The organism is Pseudomonas sp. GD03903 (assembly GCF_029840045.1).
Classification (GTDB): Bacteria; Pseudomonadota; Gammaproteobacteria; order Pseudomonadales; family Pseudomonadaceae; genus Pseudomonas; species Pseudomonas pseudonitroreducens.
Genome location: NZ_JAOCBT010000025.1, coordinates 42,849 through 68,371, shown reverse-complemented (window position 1 = coordinate 68,371; position 25,523 = coordinate 42,849). Strand labels below are relative to the sequence as shown.

Annotated in this window: 16 protein-coding genes; 2 read left to right on the top strand and 14 right to left on the bottom strand. The window is 67.1% G+C overall.

The window, feature by feature from the left end; translation table 11 throughout:
• Window positions 1-9 precede the first annotated feature (9 nt).
• From putA to N5C91_RS27695, 5 genes are all read right to left on the bottom strand, one after another.
• A complete protein-coding gene (gene putA, locus N5C91_RS27715; protein ID WP_279833464.1) occupies window positions 10-3,945 on the bottom strand; it encodes a trifunctional transcriptional regulator/proline dehydrogenase/L-glutamate gamma-semialdehyde dehydrogenase in 3,936 nt (1,311 codons plus the stop codon).
• Window positions 3,946-4,526: 581 nt separating this feature from the next.
• Complete coding sequence (locus N5C91_RS27710) at window positions 4,527-5,711, bottom strand: hybrid sensor histidine kinase/response regulator (RefSeq protein WP_236200876.1); 1,185 nt, start codon at window positions 5,709-5,711, stop codon at window positions 4,527-4,529.
• On the bottom strand, window positions 5,701-6,312 hold the full coding sequence (locus tag N5C91_RS27705) for a chemotaxis protein CheB (protein WP_279833461.1): 612 nt from the start codon (window positions 6,310-6,312) through the stop codon (window positions 5,701-5,703). Before N5C91_RS27705 ends, N5C91_RS27710 begins: the two co-directional genes overlap by 11 nt.
• Window positions 6,309-7,127, bottom strand: a complete 819-nt coding sequence (locus N5C91_RS27700; RefSeq protein WP_236173308.1) for a CheR family methyltransferase — start codon at window positions 7,125-7,127, stop codon at window positions 6,309-6,311. Before N5C91_RS27700 ends, N5C91_RS27705 begins: the two co-directional genes overlap by 4 nt.
• A gap of 1 nt (window position 7,128) precedes the next feature.
• The gene (locus N5C91_RS27695) at window positions 7,129-10,602 is read right to left on the bottom strand and encodes a response regulator (protein ID WP_279833459.1); all 3,474 of its coding nucleotides are present in this window, start codon (window positions 10,600-10,602) and stop codon (window positions 7,129-7,131) included.
• 353 nt (window positions 10,603-10,955) lie between these two features.
• On the opposite strand from N5C91_RS27695, the gene N5C91_RS27690 reads away from it, so the two are divergent.
• On the top strand, window positions 10,956-13,406 hold the full coding sequence (locus N5C91_RS27690; protein WP_279833457.1) for a PAS domain-containing sensor histidine kinase: 2,451 nt from the start codon (window positions 10,956-10,958) through the stop codon (window positions 13,404-13,406).
• Between the two features lie 15 nt (window positions 13,407-13,421).
• On the opposite strand, the gene N5C91_RS27685 is transcribed toward N5C91_RS27690, so the two are convergent.
• From N5C91_RS27685 to pqqA, 8 genes are all read right to left on the bottom strand, one after another.
• Window positions 13,422-15,116, bottom strand: coding sequence for a NahK/ErcS family hybrid sensor histidine kinase/response regulator (locus tag N5C91_RS27685; protein ID WP_279833454.1), 1,695 nt, complete (start codon window positions 15,114-15,116; stop codon window positions 13,422-13,424).
• Window positions 15,100-16,263: an alcohol dehydrogenase-like regulatory protein ErcA gene (gene ercA, locus N5C91_RS27680; RefSeq protein WP_236173311.1), complete on the bottom strand. Its 1,164-nt coding sequence runs from the start codon at window positions 16,261-16,263 to the stop codon at window positions 15,100-15,102. Before ercA ends, N5C91_RS27685 begins: the two co-directional genes overlap by 17 nt.
• Before the next feature lie 98 nt (window positions 16,264-16,361).
• A complete protein-coding gene (locus tag N5C91_RS27675) occupies window positions 16,362-18,155 on the bottom strand; it encodes a S9 family peptidase (RefSeq protein ID WP_279833452.1) in 1,794 nt (597 codons plus the stop codon).
• A gap of 2 nt (window positions 18,156-18,157) precedes the next feature.
• A complete protein-coding gene (gene pqqE / locus N5C91_RS27670) occupies window positions 18,158-19,306 on the bottom strand; it encodes a pyrroloquinoline quinone biosynthesis protein PqqE (protein ID WP_236173313.1) in 1,149 nt (382 codons plus the stop codon).
• Entirely contained in the window at window positions 19,278-19,556 is a 279-nt protein-coding gene (pqqD, locus tag N5C91_RS27665) for a pyrroloquinoline quinone biosynthesis peptide chaperone PqqD (protein ID WP_017518379.1), read from the bottom strand. The genes pqqE and pqqD overlap by 29 nt, the downstream gene beginning before the upstream one ends.
• A complete protein-coding gene (gene pqqC / locus N5C91_RS27660) occupies window positions 19,556-20,305 on the bottom strand; it encodes a pyrroloquinoline-quinone synthase PqqC (protein ID WP_236173314.1) in 750 nt (249 codons plus the stop codon). The genes pqqD and pqqC overlap by 1 nt, the downstream gene beginning before the upstream one ends.
• Before the next feature lie 25 nt (window positions 20,306-20,330).
• Window positions 20,331-21,245 carry a pyrroloquinoline quinone biosynthesis protein PqqB gene (gene pqqB / locus N5C91_RS27655; protein ID WP_279833448.1) on the bottom strand — a complete coding sequence of 305 codons (915 nt, stop codon included), beginning with the start codon at window positions 21,243-21,245 and terminating at the stop codon, window positions 20,331-20,333.
• Window positions 21,246-21,292: 47 nt separating this feature from the next.
• Entirely contained in the window at window positions 21,293-21,364 is a 72-nt protein-coding gene (gene pqqA / locus N5C91_RS27650) for a pyrroloquinoline quinone precursor peptide PqqA (protein WP_003106462.1), read from the bottom strand.
• Window positions 21,365-21,751: 387 nt separating this feature from the next.
• Between pqqA and N5C91_RS27645 the strand changes: the two genes are divergently transcribed.
• Entirely contained in the window at window positions 21,752-23,686 is a 1,935-nt protein-coding gene (locus N5C91_RS27645) for a sigma-54-dependent Fis family transcriptional regulator (RefSeq protein ID WP_279833445.1), read from the top strand.
• 383 nt (window positions 23,687-24,069) lie between these two features.
• Here N5C91_RS27645 and aldA read toward each other — a convergent pair whose 3' ends face one another.
• Window positions 24,070-25,506, bottom strand: coding sequence for an aldehyde dehydrogenase (gene aldA, locus N5C91_RS27640; protein ID WP_279833444.1), 1,437 nt, complete (start codon window positions 25,504-25,506; stop codon window positions 24,070-24,072).
• Window positions 25,507-25,523 lie beyond the last annotated feature (17 nt).

Here is a 25,523-nt window from a genome sequence, read left to right as displayed (position 1 = left end):
GCATCGACGTCAGCCGATGGTCATCAGGCTGGCGTTGCCGCCGGCGGCAGCGGTGTTGACGCTCAGGGCACGCTCGATCAGCAGGCGCTCCAGCGGGATATCGGTTTCCCCGCGGTTCAGCCCGGTGACGCCGACGATGGCGCCCTTGCGCTGGCTGGCCAGCTCGCAGACTGCACGCAGCTGATCGGAATCGCCGTGGTGCAGGATCGCGTCGAACACTTTGTCGGTGCTGCTCCAGTCGGCGACCAGCTCGATGCGCTGGGCGACTTCCTTCGGCAGTTCCTTCACCACCGCCGCGTTGGACTCGGCAACCAGCGCACGGCTGCCTACCGCGAGCACGGCGGCCAGCTGCGCGAGCAGGTCGGCGCGGTCTTCGGCCAGGCACAGCACGTGCTCACGCGGCAACAGGGTGTAGCTGTTGCGCTCGCCGGTCGGGCCGGTCAGCAACTGCTGGGTGAAGCTCTGCGACAGCGCGACGTAGCCGGCCAGCTGCGCTGCCAGGACGGTGTCCTTCTGCGCCCACTGGGCGAGTGCTTCCACGGCCTTCTCGGCATCCTTCGGACGCGGCAGTGCTTGCGCGCCGTCGCCCTTGAGCTGGTTGGCCACCGCCTCCTGCGGACGGGTCGAGAGCAGGCGGTACAGGTACAGCGGGCCGCCGGCCTTGGGACCGGTGCCGGACAGGCCTTCACCACCGAACGGCTGCACGCCGACCACGGCGCCGACCACGTTGCGGTTGACGTAGAGGTTGCCGACATGGGCAGTACCAACGACCTGGGCGATGGTCTCGTCGATGCGGGTATGCACGCCGAGGGTCAGGCCGTAGCCGGATTCGTTGATCTGCGCGAGCAACTGGTCCAGTTCGGCACGCTGGTAACGCACCACGTGCAGCACCGGGCCGAAGATTTCGCGCTTGAGCTCGCTGAAGCTCTCCAGCTCGATCAGGGTCGGCACGACGAAGGTGCCGCGCTTGATTTCCTCGGCATCCACTCGGGCGCTCTGGAATACCTTGCGGCCTTTGTCGCGCATTACCTGGATGTGCTTGTCGATGTTGCCCTTGGCTTCCTCGTCGATCACCGGGCCGATATCGGTGTGCAGGCGCTCCGGCGCACCGACGCGGTACTCCGCCATGGCGCCCTTGAGCATCTGTATCACGCGGTCGGCAGCGTCTTCCTGGACACACAGCACGCGCAGCGCGGAGCAGCGCTGGCCGGCACTGTCGAAGGCGGAGTTGACCACGTCCACCACCACCTGCTCGGCCAGCGCCGAGGAGTCGACGATCATCGCGTTGAGGCCGCCGGTTTCGGCGATCAGCGGGATGGTGCGGCCCTGGGCGTCGAGGCGCCCGGCGATGTTGCGCTGGAGGATGCCGGCCACCTCGGTGGAACCGGTGAACATCACGCCACGCACGCGCTCGTCACCGACCAGACGGGCGCCGACGGTTTCGCCACGGCCCGGCAGCAGTTGCACGGCCCCTGCGGGTACGCCGGCTTCCAGCAGGATGCGCACGGCTTGCGCGGCGATCAGCGGGGTCTGCTCGGCGGGCTTGGCCAGCACGGTGTTGCCGGCGGCCAGGGCGGCGGCCACCTGGCCGCTGAAGATCGCCAGCGGGAAGTTCCACGGGCTGATGCACACCACCGGGCCCAGCGGGCGGTGACTGTCGTTGGCGAAGTGGGTGCTGGCCTGGGCGCCGTAGTAGCGCAGGAAGTCCACCGCCTCGCGCACTTCGGCGATGGCGTTGGCGAAGGTCTTGCCCGATTCGCGCACCAGCACGCCCATCAGCGACTGGATCTCGGCTTCCATCAGGTCTGCGGCGCGCATCAGGATGGCACCGCGCTCGGACGGCTGGGTCGATTGCCAGATCTGCGCACTGGACAGCGCGCCGAGGATGGCGTTGTTCACGTCGGCCTCGCTGGCCTCACGCACGTGGCCGACCACATCGCGCAGGTCGGCCGGGTTGCGCACCGGCTGCGCCTCGCCCGGCGCGGCATCGGCCAGGCCCAGCATTGGCTCGGCGACATAGGCCTGGTTGGTGCTCGACAGCAGCGCCGAGGACAGCGAACCCAGGCGGTGTTCGTTGGCCAGGTCGATGCCGGCGGAGTTCAGCCGGGCATCGCCATAGAGGTCGCGCGGCAGCGCAATGCGCGGGTGCGGCAGGCCCAGGGTGCCTTCCTGCGCGGCCATCTGCTCGACCTGCAGGACCGGGTCCAGCACCAGGTCCTGCAGGGAGATGCTGTGGTCGGCAATGCGGTTGACGAAGGAGGTGTTGGCGCCGTTTTCCAGCAGGCGGCGCACCAGGTAGGCCAGCAGGGTTTCGTGGCTGCCCACCGGTGCATAGATGCGGCACGGGCGGTTGAACTTGCCGTCGGCAACCTTGCCCACCACCTGCTCGTACAGCGGCTCGCCCATGCCGTGCAGGCACTGGAACTCGTACTGGCCCGGGTAGTAGTTCTGCCCGGCGAGCTGGTAGATGGCCGACAGCGAGTGGGCGTTGTGGGTGGCGAACTGCGGGTAGATGGCTTCCGGCACGGCCAGCAGCTTGCGCGCGCAGGCCAGGTAGGAGACGTCGGTGTAAGGCTTGCGGGTGTAGACCGGGTAGCCTTCCAGGCCGTTGACCTGGGCCAGCTTGATCTCGCTGTCCCAGTAGGCGCCCTTCACCAGGCGGATCATCAGGCGGTGGCGGCTGCGCTTGGCCAGGTCGATGACGTAGTCGATCACGTATGGGCAGCGCTTCTGGTAGGCCTGGATGACGAAGCCGATGCCGTTCCAGCCGGCGAGGCTCGGCTCGAAGCACAGGCGCTCGAGCAGGTCGAGGGAGATTTCCAGGCGGTCGGCTTCCTCGGCGTCGATGTTGATGCCGATGTCGTAGTCGCGGGCCATCTTCACCAGGCCGAGCACGGTCGGGTACAGCTCGTCCATCACGCGGTCGTACTGGGCGCGGCTGTAGCGCGGGTGCAGCGCGGAAAGTTTGATCGAGATGCCCGGGCCTTCGTAGATGCCGCGGCCGTGGGAAGCCTTGCCGATGGCATGAATCGCCTGCTCGTAGGAGGCCAGGTAGCGCTTGGCGTCCTCGTCGGTCAGCGCGGCTTCGCCGAGCATGTCGTAGGAGTAGCGGAAGCCGCGGGATTCCATGTTGGCCGCATTGGCCAGGGCTTCGGCGATGGTCTCGCCGGTGACGAACTGCTCGCCCATCAGGCGCATGGCCATGTCCACGCCCTTGCGGATCAGCGGCTCGCCGGACTTGCCGATGATGCGGTTGAGCGCCGAGGACATGCCCGCTTCGGTGTGGGTCGAGACCAGCTTGCCGGTGATCAGCAGGCCCCAGGAAGCGGCGTTGACGAACATCGACGGGCTCTGGCCGAGGTGCTGGCTCCAGTTGCCGTTACTGATCTTGTCGCGGATCAGCGCGTCACGGGTGGCCTTGTCCGGGATGCGCAGCAGCGCCTCGGCCAGGCACATCAGCGCCACACCTTCCTGGGAGGACAGCGAGAACTCCTGCAGCAGGCCCTGCACCAGGCCCTGGCGGCCGCCGGCGTTCTTCTGGTTGCGCAGCTTCTCGGCGATACCCAGGGCCATCTTGCTGGCGGCGCCGGCCTGCTCTTTCGGCAAGCGGGCCAAGTCCAGCAGCATCGGCAGCGCTTCGGTTTCCGGGCGGCGATAGGCGGCGGTGATGGCCGCGCGCAGCACGGATTGCGGGAGGATGCTTTCGGCGAAATCGAGGAACACCTGCAACCCTTGTTCGTTCAGCGCATCCAGCGACTCTTCGCCCGCAGCCGCGGCCAGACCGGACTGTTCAGCCGGCGTGAGACCGCCTTCCACCTGCTCCAGGTAGGAGAAGATGGCCTGCTTGATCAGCCAGTGCGGGGTACGGTCGAGTTGCTGGGCAGCCAGCTTGAGGCGCTCGCGGGTGGCGTCGTCGAGCTTCACGCCAAGGGTGGTGGTGGCCATGGGGCTTCCTGTTGTTAGAAGGTGTGCCTGAAAATCGGCGAAAGGTTATACCGCCGAATCGCAAGGTGCAACCAGGTGCAACCCAATAAAAACAAGCCTTTGGTCGTACGCGCGAATCCGGTGCAACCGGTGACATTTCCCACACAGGGCGCTACCAAACGGAGCACGGCCAGAGGCTGGGCCCGCCGCAACCCTTGAAGGCCGGACGGGCATCAGGAAGAAAGCAGTGTTCATGCCAGCAGGAGGAAAAGGTGCAACCCGCGCGATGGGAAAGCCGGCTGGACGTAGTAGCGGGCTTTGTCCGCGATCGTTTCATCGCGGCGCCAGGCATCGAAGCTGCCGATTCGACATCGCGGACAGAGTCCGCTCCTACGAGATACCTCTGCGCTTGGGCCATCCCTCACCCTAGCCCTCTCCCAAGGGGAGAGGGGACCGTTCGGTGCAGGATGAAACGCCGGCAACAGCCGGCACGGACGGCTCCCTCTCCCTCTGGGAGAGGGCTGGGGTGAGGGGAAAGCATCGGCACGGGCTTCCCGAGAAAGACAGTTGCTCCTACAGGGAAACGTCAGAGCCGAAACGACTCACTCCAGCGGCAGGTAGATGCAGAACTCCGCGCCCTGCCCCGGCTCACTGCGCACCTCGATGCGGCCGCCGTGTGCCTGGACGATCTGCTCGGAGATATACAGCCCCAATCCCAGCCCGGCGACGCGGGCCGCGCCGGCGCCGCGTTCGAACTGCTGGAAGATGCGCCGCTGCTCGTCGGCGCCAATACCGTCGCCATGGTCGCGCACGCAGAGCTGCGCCTGGCCCTGCTGCAACGCAACGCTCACTTGCACTGGCCGGCCGGGACCGTAGCGCAGGGCATTGCTGACCAGGTTGCTGATCACCTGTTCCACGCGGTAGGCGTCCCACACCCCTTCCACCACCTCCGGCGCCTCGAGGCTCACCTCGCAGCCCGCGGCCTGGGCCTGCACCGAGAAATTGCCGAGGACACGCCGGGCGATTTCCGCGAGGTTGGCCACCTCCGGGCGAATGGACAGCTTGCCGGTGCGGATGCGCGACACGTCGAGCATGTCCTCGATCAGCCGGGTCAGCCCGGTGAGCTGGCGCTCGTCACGCTCGAACAGCACGCCAAGGCGCTCCTCGGCGAAGTGCTCCAGCTTGCCCTTGGCCAGGTGCAACCGGCGCAGTTGGGTATCCAGCATCAGCCCATTGAGCGGCGTGCGCAGCTCGTGGGAAACGATCGACATGAAGTCGTCGCGCATCTTCACCGCGCGCTGCAGCTCCACCTGGGTTTCGCGCAACTCGGCGAGCAACGCGTCCTGCTCGGTACGTGCCTGCTCCAGCGCCTCCAGTTGGCGGTCGAGCACCTTCCGCTGGCGGTAGAGGTCGACGAAGACGTTGACCTTGCTGCGCACCGCATGGTTGTCCAGCGGCTTGTAGAGGAAGTCCACCGCGCCGCTCTCGTAGCCCTTGAAGGCGTAGTTCAGCTCGCGCCCGGCGGCGGTGACGAAGACGATGGGGATGTTCTTGGTGCGCTCGGTGCCGCGCATCAGCTCGGCCAGGGCAAAACCATCCATGCCCGGCATCTGCACGTCGAGGATGGCCAGGGCGAACTCGTGTTCCAGCAGCAGCGACAGCGCCTCGTCCGCCGAGGAGGCCTTGAACACTTCGCGGCCCTCGCCCTTGATCAACGCTTCCAGCGCCAGGAGGTTCTCCGGCAGGTCGTCGACGATCAGCAGTTTGCTTCCCTGGTTACGCAACATGTTGGGTGCCCATTCGGGTCAGGAGCGCGTGAATTTCACGCAGCCGAAGAATGTGGTCCGGGGCGTGGAGTGCAATGGCCGCCTCCGGCATGGTGGACACGGCGGCTTCGGCCGGGTCCTGGACGATACTCAGCCCGCCCTGGCGCTGGATGCGCGCCAGGCCCTCGGCACCATCCTGGTTGGCGCCGGTCAGCAGGATGCCGACCAGGGCCTCGCGGTACGCGTCGGAGGCCGAGTCGAACAGAATGTCGATCGAGGGCCGGGAGAAGTTCCTCGGCGCCTCGCGGCTCAGGGCAAAGGTGCGCTCCTGCTCGATGGACAGGTGGTACCCGGCGGCGGCGAAGTACAGCGTGCCCGCCTCCACCGGCGCCTTGTCGCGGGCCTCTTTCACCGGGATCGCCAGGCGCCTGGCGAACAGGTCCACCAGCTGGCTCTCGTGGTTTTCCGGCAGATGCAGCACGGCCACCATGGGCAGGCCGAAGTCCGCCGGCAACCCGCCGAACAGCTGGAACAGCGCATCCACGCCACCCGCCGAGGCACCAATGACCACGGCCTGCACCGTTCCCTGCACCTTTCCCTGCACATCCCGCTGCGTACTCATCGCTTGCGAAACACCCGTTCGCGGCGGTTCACCACCTCGAACTCCGCGGCGAAGTCGGTGAAATCGAGGCTTTCCTTGCTGCCCAGGCCGAGGAAGCCCCGGTGGCACAGCGATTCGTGGAACAGGCCGATGGCGCGGTTCTGCAACTGCCGGTTGAAATAGATCAGCACGTTGCGGCAGGAGATCAGGTGCGTCTCGGAAAACACGCTGTCGGTGGCCAGGCTGTGATCGGCGAAGGTCACGTTGGCACGCAGCAGTTTGTCGAACAGCGCGCCGTCGTAGGCGGCCGTGTAATAGTCCGAGAGCGAGCCCTTGCCGCCGGCGGCACGGTAGTTCTCGCTGGCCTGGGCCAGATCGTCGACCGCATAGATGCCGCGCTGCGCCTGTTCCAGCGAGCGCGGATTGATGTCGGTGGCATAGATCAGCGTGCGCTCCAGCAGACCTTCCTCGTGCAGCAGAATGGCCAGCGAATGCACCTCTTCACCGGTGCTGCACCCCGCCACCCACAGACGCAGCGACGGGTAGGTACGCAGCACCGGCACCACTTCCTGGCGCAGCGCAAGGAAGTAGCTGGGATCGCGAAACAGCTCGCTCACCGAGATGGTGAGGTACTGCAGCAGCTCATGGAAGGCATGCGGGTCGTGCAGGATGCGCTCCTGCAAGGCGGAGATGCTGCGGCACTCGAACAGTTTGGTGGCATGCAATACGCGACGCTTCAGCGAGGTGCCGGAGTAGTCGCGGAAGTCGTAGCTGTACTTCAGGTAGATCGCCTCGATCAGGAGGCGCAGCTCGATATCCTGGCTGCGATCAGGCATGTCAGATGCGCTCCAGCTTCGGTAACCAGACACGGATCAGGGAGAACAGGCGGTCCAGGTCGATGGGCTTGGCCAGGTAGTCGTTGGCGCCGGCGCGCAGGCACAGCTCGTGGTCGTCCTTCATCGCCTTGGCGGTGACCGCCAGGATCGGCAGCTTCTTCCAGCGCGCGTCCTGGCGGATCAGGCGGGTCGCCTCGTAGCCATCCATCTCCGGCATCATCACGTCCATCAGCACCAGATCAATGTCGCCGACCGCGTCGAGTTTCTCGATGGCCTCACGGCCGTTGCGCGCCACTTCCACCCGCGCGCCCTTGTGCTCCAGGGCGCTGGTGAGGGCAAAGATGTTGCGCACGTCGTCGTCCACCAGCAGGATGCGTCGCTCCTCGAAGGCCCGGTCGCGGTTGCGCGAGGTGCGCAGCATGCGCTGGCGCTCGCTGGAAAGCTGCGACTCGACCTTGTGCAGGAACAGCGTCACCTCGTCCAGCAGGCGCTCCGGCGAACGCGCGCCCTTGATGATGATCGAGCGCGAGTACTTGAGCAGCTCGGCCTCTTCGTCGCGGGTCAGGTTGCGCCCGGTGTAGACGATCACCGGCGGGAACGAGCAGATGTCTTCCTCGCCCATGCGCCGCAGCAGCTCGTTGCCCTGCATGTCCGGCAGCTTGAGGTCGATGATCATGCAGTCGTAGATGTTCCGGCGCAGCAGCTCCAGGGCCTGCTCGCCCTGCTCCACCGCCGTGATCTCGATGTCGTCGTCACCGATCAGGCGCGAGACACTGTCGCGCTGCAGCGGGTCGTCTTCCACCAGGAGGATGCGCTTGACCTCCTGGGTCAGCTTGGCCTCCAGCTTGCCGAAGACTTCGCGCAGTTGCTCGCGGGTGGTTGGTTTCAATGCATAGCCGATTGCCCCCAGATGCAGGGCCGCTTCGCTGCGGTCCTCCACCGACACCACGTGCACCGGGACATGGCGGGTGCGCGGATTGGCCTTCAGGCGCTGCAGCACGGCGAGGCCGGACTCATCGGGCAGGTGCATGTCCAGCAGGATGGCGTCGGGAGCGTGCTCGTCGGCCAGGCGCAGGCCTTCCTCGGCGCCCATGGCCACCAGGCAGCGATAGCCCAGTTCGCGGGCCAGGTCGTAGAGGATGCGGGCGAATTTCGGCTCGTCCTCCACCACCAGCACGCAGCGCTGGCCGACACTGGCCTGCTCGCGGTCGTCGGCGAAGGTCGCGGCGGCTGGCGCCCGCACCACCGGCGGAGCAACCGGAGCAGCGCTGGCGACGATCGGCGCAGGCGTGCTGACCGCAGTGTCTTCGACCGGTGCCTGGTAGTTCAGCGGCAACAGCAGACTGAAGACGCTGCCTTTGCCCGGCTCGCTGCTGACGATGATGCTGCCGCCCAGCAGATGCGCCAGATCGCGGGAAATCGACAGGCCCAGGCCGGTACCGCCGTAACGGCGATTGGTGGCGCCATCGGCCTGCTGGAAGGCTTCGAAGATGCGCTGCAGCTGGTCCTCGGCGATGCCGATACCGCTATCGCGCACGTCGAAGCGCAGGCCCTCGGGCGCCGCACTCACGTGCAGGGAAACTTCGCCGGCATCGGTGAACTTGAGGGCATTGGACAGCAGGTTCTTGAGGATCTGCTCGACTCGCTGGCGATCACTGAACAGCAGCGCCGGCGCGTCTTCGGCAACTTCGGCAACGAAGCGCAGGCGCTTGTCGTCGGCCTGCGGGCGGAACATGCTTTCCACTGCCTCCACCAGACGCCGCACGCTGGCATTTTCCGGGCGCACCTCCAGCTTGCCGGCCTCCACCTTGGAGATGTCGAGGATATCGTTGATCAGGTTGAGCAGGTCGTTGCCGGCGCCGTAGATCGACTCGGCGAACTTCACCTGTTCCTCATCGAGATTGCCCTGTTCGTTGTCCGCCAGCAGGCGCGCCAGGATCAGCGAGCTGTTGAGCGGCGTCCGCAGTTCGTGGGACATGTTGGCGAGGAACTCCGACTTGTAGCGGCTGGCCCGCTGCAGTTCGTCGGCGCGGCCCTGCAGGTCCAGGCGCGCCTGGTTCAGCTCGGTGTTCTTGGTGTCGAGGTCATCACGCTGGGCGGCCAGTTCCTGGGTCTGCTCGGCGAGGCGTTCGTTGGTCTGCTCCAGCTCGGCCTGCTGGGCCTCCAGGTGCGCCTGGGACTCCTTGAGCACCCGTGACTGTTCTTCCAGCTCCTCGTTCGCCGTCTTCAGCTCTTCCTGCTGCACCTGCAGCTCTTCGTTGAGCTGCTGGGTCTCCGCCAGCAGGTCCTGCAGGCGCTGGCGATGCAGCGCGGCGGCGACCGCGCTGCCAAGCGTTTCGGCGACGCCCTGGAGGAACGCCTGCTCGCGCTCGCTCAGCACCCGCAGGAAGCCCAGCTCCAGCACCCCGACCACACCACCCTCGTTGAGCAGCGGCAGCAGCGCCACACTCACCGGCGAGCCGTTGCCCAGCGCCGAGTTGACCTTCAGGTAGTCGGCCGGCAAGCCCTCCATCACCCGCAGCTTGCGTTGCCGGGCAGCCTGGGCGATCAGGCTTTCGTCGGCGGCGAAGTACTCCACGCCATCCACTTGGCGGGCGAAGCCGAAGGTGGCACCGCGCAGCAGGCCGCCATGGTCGTCACGCACGTACAGTGCTCCGATGGGCGAGCCGACGAATTCACCGAGGAACTCCATCAGGCTGCGCCCCAGCAACGGCAGCGATTGCTGGCCGATCAACTGGTCGCCCAGGCGGCTCTGACCATCACGCAGCCACGCCTGCTGCTGCAGCTGTTCGTTATGCAGCACCTGGCGACGCAGGGACTCGGCATACGACTCGGACAGGCTGACCAGTTGCCGGCGGCCGAAATACGCCAGCAACGTGCCGACCACGATGCTGAAGACCAGGTAGAGGATGACCACACCGGTGGAAAGGCTGGAGGCGAACTGGTTGCGGTCATGGCGCAGTTGCTGCTCGGTGTTGATCAGCGAGGCGTACTGCGCACGGATCGCATCCATCATGCTCTTGCCGCGCCCGGCCTTGATGGCGTCGGAGGTGTCCTGGCCCTGGCGGCGCAGCTCGATCATCTGCTGGGCGAAGGTCATCCACTCGTCCTGCATCGAGGTCAGGCGCGAAACCCGCTCCACCTGCGGCGGGTTGTCGGCGACCAGCTCCGACAGGCTCTTGAGCCCTGCGTTGATGCGTGGCCGCGCCTGTTCCAGCGGTTCGAGGAAGCGCGCATCGCCGGTGATCAGGAAGCCGCGCAGGCCACTCTCCTGGTCGACGCTCAGGCGCTGCATCTCGTTGGCGCTGGAGATCACCCGATCGGTGTGCTCGACCCAGCCCAGCACGTCGAGCATGTAGAGAATCAGGCCGATGAACAGCACCGCTCCCAGCAAACAGATGCCCAACGGCAGTGCCATGTTGCGCGCGAGGATGCGGCGGAAGGCGCTTTCGTCGGCGACGACTTTCTGGTTCATCGATGGATTCCCTGCTGCGGTCCTTCCCTGGAAGCGATCGGCCGGTGTGGCGGCTATAACGACGGAAGCCAGGTAAGTATTTGAAGTTATTGTAAGAACGTTCTTAAAACAGCATAAATAATAACGTGAAGCGCTGTAGGCTACACACCGGCTGGCCAATTGACAGCCGATCCCGCGCGGGCGTTCGAAATATTTCCGGCCGCCCACGGAGAAAAGTGGAATCTTCTGTTAACGGGCCTTTCCAACGTCCGACAAGGAACAGAAGATCAATCGGTCGCAGGGTTTGCTCGATGCCAAGCTCCCCGGGGGAAACCCCCATTTCGCCAGGCGATTTCCTCAACAGCAGTAGCGCCATGGCACCGCTGATCCGTCAGCACGACTGGGCATCCTCGCCACTCGGCCCCATGGACCAGTGGCCAGCCATCCTCAAGGGTATCCTCGAGGTCGGGCTCAACTCGCGCCTGCCCGTGTGCATCTACTGGGGGCCGGAGTTCATCCTGCTGTACAACGACGCCTGGAGCGCCATCCCCGGCGACAAGCACCCCGCCTGCCTCGGCCAGCCGGCGCGGGTCGCCTGGTCGGATATCTGGTCGATCCTCGACCCCATGTACAACGGCATCCTGCAGACCGGCGTCGCCGCCCATGAAGAGGATCGCCTGCTGCCCATGGTGCGCTTCGGCTATGTCGAGGAGGCCTACTTCACCTACAACGTCAGCCCGATCTTCGGCCAGGACGGCAAGCCCATCGGCCTGTTCAATACGGCGGTCGAGACTACCGGCAACGTCATCCAGCAACGCCGCCAGCGCCTGCTCACCCGTCTGGCGGAGCGCCTCGGCCAGGCCGACGACAGTGCGCAGATCTGCACCCAGGCCTTCGCCCTGCTCGGCGAAGCCGGCCATGACGTGCCCTTCTGCCTGCTCTACCGGGCCGGCACCCTGATCGGCGCCTGCGGCACCGATACCCGCGACCGCTTTGCCCCGGCGCAACTGACCGCCGAGGATGACCCCCTGCACCTGTTCAACGGTCTCCAGCAAGCCCACCAGACGCCCCTTGGCAGCCAGCATGCGCGCGCCTTCGCGCCCTGGCCGGAAGTGCTCGACAGCACCTATGCCACGCCGCTGGACGGCGACGCCGAGAGCCTCGCGGTATTCGGCATCAGCCCGCGACGACGCCTGGATGAACACTACGCGACCTTCTTCAACGAGCTGGCCGCCCTGCTCGGCCATGCCCTGGCCGCCGCTGCCCAGCGCACGGAAGAACGCCGGATCAGGGAAGCGGTGCAGGAAGAGGCCCGCCAGCGCACCCTGGAGCGCGACCGCGTATGGACGGTGAGCCAGGACCTGCTCTGCGTGCTCGACCACCAGGGCATCCTGCGCAGCGTCAACCCGGCCTGGAGCAGCCTGCTGGGCTGGAGCGAGGAGCAGCTCAGCGGACGCAACAGCGAGGAGCTGGTACATCCGGACGACCTCCGGCCGAGCATCGACATCCGCGCCACGCTGGCCCGTGGCGAACGCCTGCAGCACTTCGAGAACCGCATGCGCCATGCCGATGGCAGCTACCGCTGGATTTCCTGGCATGCCACCGCGGCAGACGGCGTGATCTATGGTTGCGGGCGCGACATCAGCGAGCAGAAGCGCGGCGTCGAACTGCTGCAACAGGCGCAGGCCGCCCTGCTCAATGCCCAGCGCATGGAAGCCGTCGGGCAGCTCACCGGCGGCCTGGCGCACGACTTCAACAACCTGCTGGCGAGCATCCGCTTCAGCCTCGACCTGATCACCCGCCGCGCACCGGCCAACGCCCAGCCGGAGCTCAGCCACATCCTCCACGCCGCCACCCAGGCCACCGAGCGCGCCGCCGAGCTGACCCACAACCTGCTGGCCTTCGCTCGCCGCCAGGCGCTGGCCATGCATCCGGTGGACCTCGGCCAGCAACTGCGTGACTGGCACGACGAGCTGGCCGTGCGGGTCGGGCCGGACGTCGCCCTGACGCTCAGCCTGGATGACGTGCCGAGCGTGCTGACCGACCGCGACCAGTTGCACAAGGCGCTCCTGCACCTGGTGGATAACGCCCGCGACGCCATGCCCAACGGCGGCACCCTGGGCATCACCCTGCAACGCCAGGAGATAGCCAGCGGCACCCACGACCTGCCGGCTGGCGACTATCTTGCCGTCGCCCTGCAGGACAGCGGCCAGGGCATGAGCGAATCGACCCTGACCCAGGTCTTCAACCCGTTCTTCACCACCAAGGGCATCGGCCCCAACAGCGGCCTGGGCCTGTCGATGGTCTACGGCTTCATCAAACAATCCGGCGGGCACATCCGCCTGCGCAGCGAGCCCGGCCAGGGCACCTGCGTCACACTCTACCTACCGAGAGGCAATCCTGTGGTCAGCATCCCCGACGCCCCGACGCCCCCCAACGAACCGGCGAGCCAGCAGCTATGCGTCCTCGTCGTCGAGGACAACGACCTGGTGCGCATGCTCACCGTGGAAGTGCTGGAGGAGATCGGCTACCGGGTGCTGCAGGCCGAGGATGCCGAAGAGGCGCTGCCGCTCCTGCAGGGCGACACCGCGATCCACCTGCTGCTCACCGATGTCGGCCTGCCAGGCATGAACGGCGAGGAACTGGCCAGCGCCGCGCGCGAAGCCCGCCCGGAGCTGCCGATCCTGTTCGCCACCGGGTTCGCCGAGATCGTCCACATCGACGGCAGCGAACTGGCCACGCGCATGTCGATGATCGCCAAGCCGTTCTCCATCGATGCCCTGCGCGACAAGGTCAACAGCATGCTAGGGCGCCAAGGCGACTGATCCGCCGCCCGGCCTTCAATGGCTCAACAGCAGGCTCAGCACCGCCCGCAGCTTGCCCGGCTTCACCGGCTTGTTCAGCAGCGGCACCCCGAGCTTCTGCAGGGCGCGGCGGCATTCGTCGCTGCGGTCGGCGGTGATCATCACCGCCGGCAACTCTGCAGCGAACTGCAAGCGCAGCCGGTGCACCGCGTCGCAGCCAGTCTGGCCATGGTCGAGGTGGTAATCGGCCAGGATGACTTCCGGCGCGCGCCCCTTCAGCACGCTCAACGCCTCATCGAAATCACTCGCCAGCAGTACCTCGCAGCCCCACTGCCCCAACAGCGCTGCCATGCTGGCCAGGATTGCGTCCTCATTGTCGATCACCAGCAGGCGCCGGCCGGGCAAGGGATCCCCGGTGACCGCGCGCGGAGCGCTGTCCGCCGCGACGGGTGCCGGCAGATCACGCACCAGCGGCACCTCGATGGCAAACACCGAACCTCGCCCGGGCACCGAACGCACCTGCACCTGGCAGCCGAGGATGCCGGCAATCCGGTCGACGATCGCCAGGCCCAGCCCGACACCCCGGCGGTCTGCGGCACGGCCGACATCCAGCTGGTTGAACTCGAGGAAGATCGCCTCCAGCTGGTCCGCCGGGATCCCGCGCCCGGTATCCCAGACCTCCAGCCGCACGTTCTCGCCGCGCCGCCGCGCCGCCAACATCACACTGCCGCGCTCGGTATAGCGGCAGGCATTACTGAGGAAGTTGCGCAGGATGCGCGACAGCAGGCGGTGATCGGTGCGCACCGCCAGCGCGGGAATCCGCTTGCGCAGGCGCAGGCCGGCGGCGCGGGCCACTTCGTCGAACTCCGAGAGCAGCGGCGCGAGCAGTTCGTCCAGCGGATGCAGGTCCAGGTCCGGACGGATCGCACTCTGGTCCAGGCGGGCGATTTCCAGCAGGTCGCTGAGCAGGTCTTCGGCACCTTCCAGTGCCTGGTGTGTGCGCTCCACCAGTAGCTGCTCGGCGCTCGGCAACTTGCGCTCGCGCAGGGTCGAAACCAGCAGCCGCGCGGCGTTCAGCGGCTGCAGCAGGTCGTGGCTGGCGGCGGCCAGGTACTTGTCCTTGCTGTTGTTGGCCGCCTCGGCGGCATCGCGGGCCTCGCGCAGCTGCTGGTTGAGCGTTTGCAATTCCAGGGTCCGCGCCGCAACGCGTTGCTCCAGCTCCTCATTGAGGCTCTGCAGGCGCTGCTGGGCCTGGACGCGCTCGGTGATATCGGCGACGAAGCCTTCCACCAGCCCGTCTTCGTCCGGCTTCATCAGCAGGTTCATCAGCGCCACGACATGCGTCCCATCGCGCCGGCGCAGACGCGTCTCGTAGCCGAACAGCCCGCCACCGTCGCGCAGCAGGTCGCGGATGCGGCGCATCTCCTGCTCACCGCCGACGAACAACTGGCTGGCCATGTCCTGCAGGCTCCACAGCACCTGCGCCGGATCGTCGTAACCGAGCATGTGCGCCAGCGCCGGATTGGCGGCGCGCAATCCCTGGCTCAGGCTGGCCTGGAAGATCCCATGGACGGCGTTCTCGAACAGCCATTTGTAGCGGTTGCGCTCCGCCTCGAGTTCGTCCAGGCGCGCCACCAGCTCGGGATAATGGCTTTTGCGCGCCGAGTGGCTGCCCAGCCCGAGCAACCCGGCCAGGGCCTGTTGCTGCTGCTCGTCAGAGGGCCTCGCCATACACCACCTCAACATCGCGCTGGCTGGATTCACGCGGGTTGGTGAGGATGCACGGGTCCTGCATCGCATGGCGCGAGAGGAAGGGAATGTCGGAACTGCCAACGCCATGCAACGCCAGGCTTTCATGGAAGCCCACGGCATTCTTCAGGGCGATCAGGTGCTCCACCAGGCGCTGGCGAATCTGCGCGTGACTCATGCCGCGGCAATCGATGCCGAAGGTTTCGGCGATCACCTTGAAGCGCTCGGGCGCGGCGCTGTAGTTGAACGCCACCACGTGCTCCACCAGCACGGCGTTGCACAGCCCGTGCGGCAGGTCGAGGTAGCCGCCCAGGCTGTGGGACATGGCGTGCACCGCGCCGAGGATCGCGTTGGAGAACGCCAGCCCGGCCTGCATGCTGCCGAGCATGATCTTCTCGCGCAGGGCGATGTCCGCCGGGTTGGCGATCATCTGCACCAGATTGCCGTTGATCAGCCGCATCGCCTCCAGCGCATGGGGGTCGGTAAGCGGGCCGTGGCCGGTGGAGACGAAGGCCTCGATGGCGTGCACCAGGGCATCGATGCCGGTACAGGCGGAGAGGAACGGGTCCATGGTCAGGGTGGTTTCCGGGTCGATCAGCGACACGTCGGGCACCACCGCCTTGCTGACGATGGAGAACTTCATCCGCTCGTCCTGGTTGGAGATGATCACGAACTGCGAGACGTCCGCCGAGGTGCCGGCAGTGGTGGGAATCAGGATCAGCGGCGGGCTGGGCACGCGCAGGGTGTCCACGCCCTCGAACTCGAGGATATTGCGCCCGTGGGCGGCGACGATGCCGATGCCCTTGGCGCAATCCATCGGGCTGCCGCCGCCGACGGCGACTATCACGTTGCAGCCTTCGCTGCGGTAGACCTCGGCGCCGCGCATGACTTCTTCCACGCGCGGGTTGGGCGACACATCGGTATAGCGGCAGAAGGAAATATCCTGGGCGGCCAGGCTGGCCTCGATATCGGCGACCCAGCCGGCGGCGACTACACCCGGGTCCGACACCACCAGCACCTTGCGGGCGCCGAAGGTCTTCACGTAATTGGCGACATTGTGCCGGCATCCGGCACCGAAAATGATCTCAGGCGAGACGAATTTGCGCAGTTGGCTGAGCTCGTGGGACATCGGGGGCTCTGTCGTTATTGTTATGGGATATTTCCGGCAGCCTACTGTATCCGTCAGGTATTGCAATGCGACCTTGGCAGACGGCTCTGACAGGCAGCTCAGCCACTCAGAAGCGCCTGAAAGAAGCGCCATTCGGCCTCCAGCGCGTGGGCCAGGTGGGCGGCCTGACGGAAGCCATGGCGCTCCCCGGCGTAACGGTGGACCTCCACCGGCACGCCGCGCTGGCGCAGGCTCTCGACCATGGCGTCGGTCTGCGCCGGCACCACCACCGCATCCAGCTCGCCCTGGAAGAAGATCATCGGTGCGCGGATGCGCTCGGCCAGCAGCAGCGGAGTGCGCTCGCGGTAGCGCAAGGCGTCCTGTTGCGGGTCGCCGATCAGCCAGTCCAGGTAATCCGCTTCGAACTTGTGGGTTACCCGCGCCAGCGCCTGCGGGTCGCTCACGCCATAGAGGCTGGCACCGCCGCGCAGGCCCGGCAGCCGCGCCAGCGCCATCAGCGCACTGTAGCCGCCGGCACTGGCGCCACGCACGAACACGCGCTGGCGATCGATGCGCCCGGCCCGCGCGAGGTAGTCCAGCGCCGCGCCGATATCTTCCACCTCGACCTGGCCCCAGCCCAGGTGCAGGCGCTCCCGATAGGCGCGGCCGTAACCGCTGCTGCCACGGTAATTGAGATCCGCCACGGCAAAGCCGCGGCGGGCCCAGAACTGGATGCGTCCGTCGAACACCGGGTAACAGGCCGAGGTCGGCCCGCCGTGGAGGAATACCACCAGCGGCGGCGCCGCCTGGTTTCCATGCGCTGGATAGAAGAACCCGTGCCCGCACTCGTCTTCGCCCACCGGGTAGTGAAACGCCTCACCGCGGGACAGTTCGGCTTCCGCCAGCGGCCGTTCGCCACCGGCGAGTACCTGGGTGGAGCCGTCCACCCGGCGGATCGCCAGCAGCGTCGGCAAGCGGTCCGCCGCGGCAGCGATGCAGTAGAAATTCCGTTCGTCCGCCGCCAGCGCGCGGAAGCGGCTGTACTCCGGGACCAGCCGGCGCTCGCCGCCTCGCCCGTCATACAGCACCAGCACGCCGCGCCCTTCCTCGTAGCGGGTCGCCAGCAGGTTGCCCTGCGAAAGCGGCAGGAACGTCTGCCCGCCCAGTTGCCAAGGAGCGCCGGCGTGATCGGCGGCGGCGCTCGGCAAGGCAGCGCGGACTTCGTGGTACGGCTGCCAGTAGCCGCCACCGTCGCTCAGCCAGTGCAGGCTGCCGTCTTCGGCGAAGCGCGGTTGCTGGATCGATTCGTGGCGGGCCTGCCCGGCGAGGCAGCGCTCTTCGCCGGCGAAGGACTCGCACAGGCGGGTGCGCGTCCAGGGCTGGTGCGGGCGATCCCACTCCACCCAGACGATGCGTTCGCCACTGCCGTCGGCCACCGGCGCTTCGTAGAAGTCCGCGCCGCAGGCAATCACCCGACGCCGGCCATCGGCGTCGAGACGTACCACGCGATGGATCACCCCGCCGCTGCCGTTCTCCTCTTCCACGGCGAGAATCGCGTTCCATGCCGGCACGTAATGCAGATCGCCGTAGCGGCAATCGTCGCGGTGGGTGAGCGGCCGTGGCGTGCCGCCCAGCCGCAGCCAATACACCTGCTGGTCGCCCTCTTCCACCCAGGCCACGCCGTCGGCGGTGGCGCAGCAGGCGCCGCCGCCGTATTCGTAGACACGGCTGCGCACCGAGGCGCCAGGCGGTGTCAGCTCGCGGCTCTGGCCTTCGCGCCGGAGGAACAGGCGGCAGCGCCCGCTGAGCGGATCGTAGGCGGCCCAGAGCAGGCCACCGTGGGCCACCTGCAGCTCGGCGAAATCCCCGGCGGCGGCCACCGCCCGTTCGGCGCTCCAGTCACTGTGCTGCATCCTCAGGCCTTGCAGATCAGTTGCGAGGCCCGCTCGTTGCGCAGGGTCAGCGCACTGAGCGGCGCGGCGGCGGTTTCCGCCTCGCGGCGGGCATCGAGGATGATCCCGTGGTGGGCCGACTTGGCGCAAACCGGATCGGTGGCCTCGGCATCGCCGGTGAGCATGAACGCCTGGCAGCGGCAGCCGCCGAAGTCGCGCTCCTTCTCGTCGCAGGAGCGGCACGGTTCGGGCATCCACGCATCACCGCGGAAGCGGTTGAAGCCGAAGGACTCGTACCAGATGTGCTGCAGGCTGTGCTCGCGCACATTGGGAAACTTCACCGGCAGTTGGCGTGCGCTGTGGCAGGGCAACGCGGTGCCGTCGGGGGTGACATCGAGGAACACGCTGCCCCAGCCGCCCATGCAGGCCTTGGGACGTTCCTCGTAGTAGTCCGGCACCACGAAGATCAGCTTGCACGGGTTGCCTGCGGCGGCCAGGCGCTCGCGGTATTCGGCGGTGATGCGTTCGGCGCGTTGCAGCTGTTCGCGGGTTGGCAGCAGGCCGGCGCGGTTCAGCTCGGCCCAGCCGTAGAACTGGCAGGTGGCGAGCTCGACGAAATCCGCCTCCAGTTCGATGCACAGCTCGATGATCCGCTCGATGCTGTCGATGTTGTGCCGGTGGGTAACGAAGTTCAGCACCATCGGGTAGCCGTGGGCCTTTACCGCGCGGGCCATGGCGAGCTTCTGGGCGAACGCCTTGCGCGAACCGGCGAGCAGGTTGTTCACCTCCTCGTCGGCGGCCTGGAAGCTGATCTGGATATGGTCGAGCCCGGCGTCGGCGAACTCCTTCAGGCGCTTCTCGTTGAGGCCGATGCCGGAGGTGATCAGGTTGGTGTAGAAGCCCAGCCCGCGCGCGGCGGCGATCAGCTCGGCGAGGTCCTGGCGCACCAGCGGCTCGCCACCGGAAAAGCCCAGCTGCGCCGCGCCCAGCTCGCGGGCCTGGCGGAATACCTCGATCCATTGTTCGGTGGAAAGCTCCTCGCCGCCCCTGGCGAAGTCCAGCGGGTTGGAGCAGTACGGGCACTGCAGCGGACAGCGGTAGGTCAGCTCGGCCAGCAGCCAGAGCGGTGGCCCTACCGGCGCTTCAGCGCAGCTCGATCCAGAATTGCGCATGGGCCACCTCGAGGAATGCCAGGATGTCTTCGTCGATGCCCGGCACGCCGGGGAAATCCGCGCGCAGGCCATCGATGATGCCGGCGACGTCGGCTTGCCCGTCGACGCGACCGAGAATCGCCCCGGCGCTGTCGTTGAGCTTCACCATCCCTTCAGGATAGAGCAGCACGTGGCAGCCCTGGGCCGGTTCGAATTGCAGGCGGAAGCCCCGGCGCAGCGCCGGCACGCTGTCCAGCGACGGCAGACTCATCACAGCAACCCCCTGTGCCATACGCGCTCGCTCGTCACCGTGTGGTACGGCGGGCGCTGCAGTTCATAGGCCATGCTCATCGCGTCGAGCATGCTCCAGAGCACGTCGAGCTTGAATTGCAGGATTTCCAGCATGCGCTCCTGGGCCTCGCGGGTGCGGTAGTGCTCCAGGGTGATGCGCAGGCCATGCTCGACATCGCGGCGCGCCTGCGACAGACGCTTGCGGAAGTAGTCGTAGCCGCTGGCGTCGATCCACGGGTAGTGCTGCGGCCAGCTGTCCAGGCGCGACTGGTGGATCTGCGGGGCGAACAGCTCGGTCAGCGAGCTGCTCGCCGCTTCCTGCCAGCTGGCGCGGCGGGCGAAGTTGACGTAGGCATCCACGGCGAAGCGCACACCGGGCAGCACCAGCTCCTCGGACAGCACCTGCTCGCGCTCCAGCCCCACGGATTCGGCCAGGCGCAACCAGGCCTCGATGCCGCCCTCCTCGCCGGGCGCGCCATCGTGGTCAAGGATGCGCTGCAGCCATTCGCGGCGCACCTCGCGGTCCGGACAGTTGGCGAGGATCGCCGCGTCCTTCAGCGGGATGTTCAACTGGTAGTAGAAGCGGTTGGCCACCCAGCCCTGTATCTGCTCGCGGCTCGCACGGCCTTCGTACATGGCCACGTGGTACGGGTGGAAGATGTGGTAGCAGGCGCCCCTGGCGCGCAGTGCCTGCTCGAACTCGGCGGGGCTCATGGCTTCGCGGGTCATCGCGAGGCTCCTTCTGAAAGGGCCGTCACAGGAAGATACCCATGCCGTCGAACGCCACCTCGATGCCGCGCGCGTCGAGTTCGGCGCGTTCGGGCGAGGCGATGTCGAGGATGGGATTGGTGTTGTTGATATGGATGAGCACCTTGCGCGGCCCGTCGATACCGTCGAGCACCTCGAGCGTGCCGCCGGGGCCGCTCTGGGCCAGGTGGCCCATCTCGCTGCCGAGCTTGTCGCCCACCTCGCAGACGCGCATCTCGTCATCGCGCCAGAGCGTGCCGTCCACCAGCAGGCAGTCGGCGCGGCGCATCCAGGACAGAAGGCCGTCGTCCACCTGCCCCAGGCCCGGCGCATAGAACAGCTTGCCGCCAGTGGCGGTGTCTTCGACGAACAGGCCGATGTTGTCGCCCGGATGCGGATTGCCCCGGTGCGGCGAATACGGCGGCGCGCTGCTGCGCAGGGCGATGGCGGTGATGCGCAGGCCCGGGCAGGCGGGGATGACGAAAGGCTCGGCGTTCAGTTCGATGAGCCGGTGCTTCAGCCCGCCGTTCCAGTGCGACAGCATGGGGAACAGTGGAAAGCCGGTGGACAGGTCCTGATGGACCATCTGCGTGCACCACACCTCGTGCGGGCAGCCTTCGCGCAGGCTGAGCAGGCCGGTGGTGTGGTCGATCTGGCTGTCCAGCAGGACGATCGCGGCAATCGCCGAGTCGCGCAGACGCCGCGCCGGCTGCAGGGCCGGGAAGGACGCCAGCTGGGCGCGGATATCCGGCGAGGCATTGCAGAGAATCCAGTTTTCGCCGTCGTCGGACAGCGCGATGGACGATTGCGTGCGTGGCTGCGCGATCACGCTGCCGTCGCGCACGCCACGGCAGTTGCGACAGTTGCAGTTCCACTGGGGAAAGCCGCCGCCGGCGGCCGACCCGAGAATTCGGATGTGCATGACAGTGCCCCGTGGGCAGGGGCCCCGGCGGACCGGGGCCGAGTGGATCAGCGGTTGGCGAAGTACAGGGTCACTTCGAAGCCAAGGCGCAGGTCGGTAAAGCTAGGCTTGGTCCACATGGGTCTGTCCTCTTTCTTGTTGGAAGGCACCGGCAGAACCGGCAAGGTCGAGTTAAACACCAGGGTCGGGCACTCCGAATGATACTTTCGAAGGAGATTCCCCCCTGATTTGGTAGCGGGCCCGCGACAGCTGTCGCGCCCCACCGCTACAACTGTCCCATTGCTGCGACAGCCGTTGCCCGATAGCGCCCGCGCCCCTGGGCGGCGGGCGGCCTGGCGCGGGGCTCGGTGCCCCGCGCGGCGTGTTCCGGCACAGCCCTTGCTCGGGCTCTCGTCGCCCGTGACCGACCGGTCTAGACTGAGCAATCCTAGGAACGGTCCTACACGGAGCCGATCCCCTACAAAAACAATGCGCCGCAGTCCGACTGACGGCCGCCGGGAGTGACCATGCACCCGCCATCCCTGGAAAGCTGCCCGAACGACCTTGCCGCCTTCATCGCCGATCACTTCGGCGAGCGTGATATCCAGCCCGAGGGCGCCATCGCCCGTTCCTGGTACCGCAGCGTGATGGAGCACCATCTCGACCCGCGTGCGCGGGCGGAAAAACACATCCTTACCGCCGGGGAAATCCGCGAGCACCAGAGCCTGCACCAGGACTACCTGGCCATCGCCAGCCAGGGCGTCACCGGCCTGGCCCGGCGCGTGCTGCCGGCGGGCTTCGCGGTGCTGCTCAGCGACGAGCGCGGCATCACCCTCGATGCACGCCTGCCCAGCGAGCGCGACCGCTACACCCAGGCCGGGCTGATCGTCGGCGCGCGCTGGGACGAATCCATCGCCGGCACCAACGGCATCGGCACCGCGCTGGCCGCCGGCGAGGCGCTGACCATCCACCGCCAGGAACACTTCCTGGTCAGCAACTTCCGCCTGAGCTGCTCGGTGGCGCCGATCTTCGATGCCCAGCACCAGTTGCGCGGCTGCCTGAATGCCACCTGCCTGTACAACGACGGGCCCAAGGACGCCCAGTACCTGACGCTGCAACTGGTGATCCTGTATGCCCGGCTGATCGAGAACGCCAGTTTCCGCCAGCGCTACCGCGACCGCCTGACGCTGTCGGTGAAGGCCCGTGACGAAGTGTCGGACCTGGCCAACGAGCAACTGATTGCCCTCGACGAACAGGGCCGGGTGATCGGCGCCAACCACGCCGCGTTCACCGCCAGCCGTGGCGAGCTGCTGGGCAGTCGCATCGAGCAGTTGCTGGAGGCGGACGTCGACCAGCTTCTCGACCTGAGCAAGGGCGGCGCGCGCGGTATTCGCCTGCGCACCCTGGCCGACCATGCGCTGGTGGACGTCGGCCTGCGCACGCCGGCCAGCCCGCCACGTCGTCAATCGCCGACTCGCAGCGGCGCGAACAGCCCGGAGCATCCCGACCTCACCCGCCTCGCCGGCACCGACCCACGCCTGCAGGACGGCGTGCGCAAGCTGCGCAAGGTGCTCGACAAGGGTATTTCCATCCTGGTCACCGGCGAGACCGGCACCGGCAAGGAGGCCTTCGCCCGTGCCATCCACCAGGCCAGCGCGCGCCACGCCGGGCCCTTCGTGGCGCTGAACTGCGCGGCGATTCCGGAGAGCCTGATCGAGAGCGAACTGTTCGGCTACCGCGGCGGCAGCTTCACCGGCGCCAGCAAGAAGGGCATGAAGGGCAAGCTGGAGCTGGCCAACGGCGGCACGCTGTTCCTCGACGAGATCGGCGACATGCCGGCACACCTGCAAACGCGCCTGCTGCGCGTGCTGGCCGAGCGCGAAATCCTCCCGCTGGGCGCCGAATCGCCGGTGGCGCTGGACGTGCAGGTGGTCTCCGCGACTCACCAGAACCTGGCCGAGATGATCCGCGCCAAGGACTTTCGCGAGGACCTGTTCTACCGCCTCGCCGGCATGACCCTGCAATTGCCGGCCCTGCGCGAGCGCACTGACCGCGAAGCGCTGATCGACAGTCTGCTGGCGGGCCTGGGTGGCAAGCTGCGGCTCGACGCGACGGTGCGCGAGCGGCTGCGCGGCCATCCCTGGCCGGGCAACATCCGCCAGTTGCTGAACTGCCTGCGCTATGCCGCCGCCCTCGCCGAGGACGGTCGCATCGACCTGGACTGCCTGCCGCTGGAACTGCATCAGGGGGCTCCCGCCGTCGCTGCCGATATACCGCACACAGCCACCACGACCGCCCTCGCCGCCCGCCTGGACGACGATGAGGCGCGCCACCTGCTGGCGGCATTGCGCGAGCGGCAGTGGAACATCAGTGCGGTGGCGGAACAGTTCGGCATTGCCCGGTCGACCCTGTATCGGAAAATGAAGAAGCACGGCATCGTGCAGCCCAATGCGTTGTATTGATTCCTTCCCTTTTCCCTGCGTCCGCTGATCAGGTGGAGTGCTGACCCGTGTTGTAGGAGCGGACTCTCTCCGCGACAGGTCCGCATCGCGCCGGAGGACATCGCGGACAGAGTCCGCTCCTACGCAAAGGCCACCTGCAGGCGCAGGGAAAAAGGAGCGGACCGCACCTGGCAAGGACGGCCCGCCCAGTCAAAACGGTGAGGTGTCTTCGGCCTGGTCGGCGGAGAGTCCGTGCCGACCCGTGGCCCTCACCCCAGCCCTCTCCCACAGGGAGAGGGGGCCGTCGGTGCCGGCTGAGACTGTGCCTTCAACCTGTACCGAACAGGCCCCTCTCCTGCTTGAGGCTAGGGCCAGGCAGAGGGGCTCCTGGAAGCCCCTACCGCTCACTCCTGCGCATACACCACATGGGTATGCGTGTACTCGTACAACCCATGCTTGCCGTCCGCGCCGCCGATGCCGGACTTGCGCGTGCCGGCGTGGAAGCCCTGCATAGCCTCGAAGTTCTCGCGGTTGATGTAGGTCTCGCCGAAGTCCAGTTCGCGGCTGGCCTTCAGCGCGGCGCTGAGGTTGCGCGTGTAGATCGACGAGGTCAGGCCGTAGTCGCTGTCGTTGGCCAGGGCGATGGCTTCATCGAGGTCGTCCACCACCTGGATCGGCAGCACCGGGCCGAAGATTTCCTTGCGCATGATTTCCATGTCGGCCGTGCAGCCGGCCAGCACGCTGGGTTGGTAATGGAAGCCCTTGCCGAGGTCGGCCACCGCGCCGCCGGTAATGACCTGGGCGCCCTGCGCGGTTGCCGTGCGGACCATCTGCGCGACCTTGTCCAGGCCGATGCGGTTGACCAGCGGGCCCATGTCCAGGTCGGCCTGCACGTTCGGGTCGCCGAAGCGGGTGGCAGCCATGGCGGCGGCGATCTTCTCGATGAACTGGTCGGCTACCTGGCGCTGCACGTAGACACGCTCGGCGCAGTTGCACACCTGCCCGGTGTTGATCACCCGCGAGGCCTTGATGGCGCTCACCGCCAGCTCCAGGTCGGCATCGGCGAGGACGATGGCCGGCGCCTTGCCGCCCAGCTCCAGGTTCAGCTTGGTGATGTTCGGCGCCGACGCGGCCATGATCCGCGAACCGGTGGCGACGCTGCCGGTGAAGCTGATCAGGTCCACCCCGGCATGGCTGGTCAGCGCACTGCCGGCGCTGGCCCCGGTGCCGCCGACGACGTTGAACACGCCGGTGGGCAGGTCGGTTTCCGCCACCAGGCGGGCGAACTCGAAGCAGTTGATCGGGGTTTCTTCACTGGGCTTGATGACGATGGTGTTGCCGGTCAGCAGCGCCGGCGCCATCTTCCGCGCGATGAGGAAGAACGGGAAGTTCCACGGCAGGATGCCGGCCACCACGCCCAGCGGTTTGCGCAGCAGGAAAATGTGCTCGCCGGCGCGGTCACTGGTCAGCACTTCGCCTTCCAGGCGGCGTGCCCACTCGGCCATGTAGTCGAGGTAATCGGCGGTGAAGTTCACTTCCACTTCCGCCAGTGCCGGCACCTTGCCCTGCTCGGCGGTGATGATCCTGGCCAGGCGCGGCGCGTTGGCGCGGACCTTCTCGGCGATCCGCCGCAGGTAGCCTGCACGCTCGATGGCCGGCTTGGCCGCCCAGCCCTTCTGCGCCGCACGGGCAGCGCCGATGGCGCTATCCACCTGGGCCGCGCTGGCCTCGGGGATGCGCGCCAGCAGCTCGCCATTGGCCGGGTTGTGCACCTCGATCAACGGCTCGCCGGCGACGAAGCGGTTGTCGATGTAGTGCTGGTAGGTCGTTACTTCGGTCATGAATCAGTCTCCTGCTG

What these genes read in the sequence shown, in the direction of transcription:
- putA (WP_279833464.1), bottom strand. Translation starts at nt 3,945, where the DNA reads ATGGCCACCACCACCCTTGGCGTGAAGCTCGACGACGCCACCCGCGAG.
- N5C91_RS27710 (WP_236200876.1), bottom strand. Translation starts at nt 5,711, where the DNA reads ATGTTGCGTAACCAGGGAAGCAAACTGCTGATCGTCGACGACCTGCCG.
- N5C91_RS27705 (WP_279833461.1), bottom strand. Translation starts at nt 6,312, where the DNA reads ATGAGTACGCAGCGGGATGTGCAGGGAAAGGTGCAGGGAACGGTGCAG.
- N5C91_RS27700 (WP_236173308.1), bottom strand. Translation starts at nt 7,127, where the DNA reads ATGCCTGATCGCAGCCAGGATATCGAGCTGCGCCTCCTGATCGAGGCG.
- N5C91_RS27695 (WP_279833459.1), bottom strand. Translation starts at nt 10,602, where the DNA reads ATGAACCAGAAAGTCGTCGCCGACGAAAGCGCCTTCCGCCGCATCCTC.
- N5C91_RS27690 (WP_279833457.1), top strand. Translation starts at nt 10,956, where the DNA reads ATGGCACCGCTGATCCGTCAGCACGACTGGGCATCCTCGCCACTCGGC.
- N5C91_RS27685 (WP_279833454.1), bottom strand. Translation starts at nt 15,116, where the DNA reads ATGGCGAGGCCCTCTGACGAGCAGCAGCAACAGGCCCTGGCCGGGTTG.
- ercA (WP_236173311.1), bottom strand. Translation starts at nt 16,263, where the DNA reads ATGTCCCACGAGCTCAGCCAACTGCGCAAATTCGTCTCGCCTGAGATC.
- N5C91_RS27675 (WP_279833452.1), bottom strand. Translation starts at nt 18,155, where the DNA reads ATGCAGCACAGTGACTGGAGCGCCGAACGGGCGGTGGCCGCCGCCGGG.
- pqqE (WP_236173313.1), bottom strand. Translation starts at nt 19,306, where the DNA reads ATGCGCAATTCTGGATCGAGCTGCGCTGAAGCGCCGGTAGGGCCACCG.
- pqqD (WP_017518379.1), bottom strand. Translation starts at nt 19,556, where the DNA reads ATGAGTCTGCCGTCGCTGGACAGCGTGCCGGCGCTGCGCCGGGGCTTC.
- pqqC (WP_236173314.1), bottom strand. Translation starts at nt 20,305, where the DNA reads ATGACCCGCGAAGCCATGAGCCCCGCCGAGTTCGAGCAGGCACTGCGC.
- pqqB (WP_279833448.1), bottom strand. Translation starts at nt 21,245, where the DNA reads ATGCACATCCGAATTCTCGGGTCGGCCGCCGGCGGCGGCTTTCCCCAG.
- N5C91_RS27645 (WP_279833445.1), top strand. Translation starts at nt 21,752, where the DNA reads ATGCACCCGCCATCCCTGGAAAGCTGCCCGAACGACCTTGCCGCCTTC.
- aldA (WP_279833444.1), bottom strand. Translation starts at nt 25,506, where the DNA reads ATGACCGAAGTAACGACCTACCAGCACTACATCGACAACCGCTTCGTC.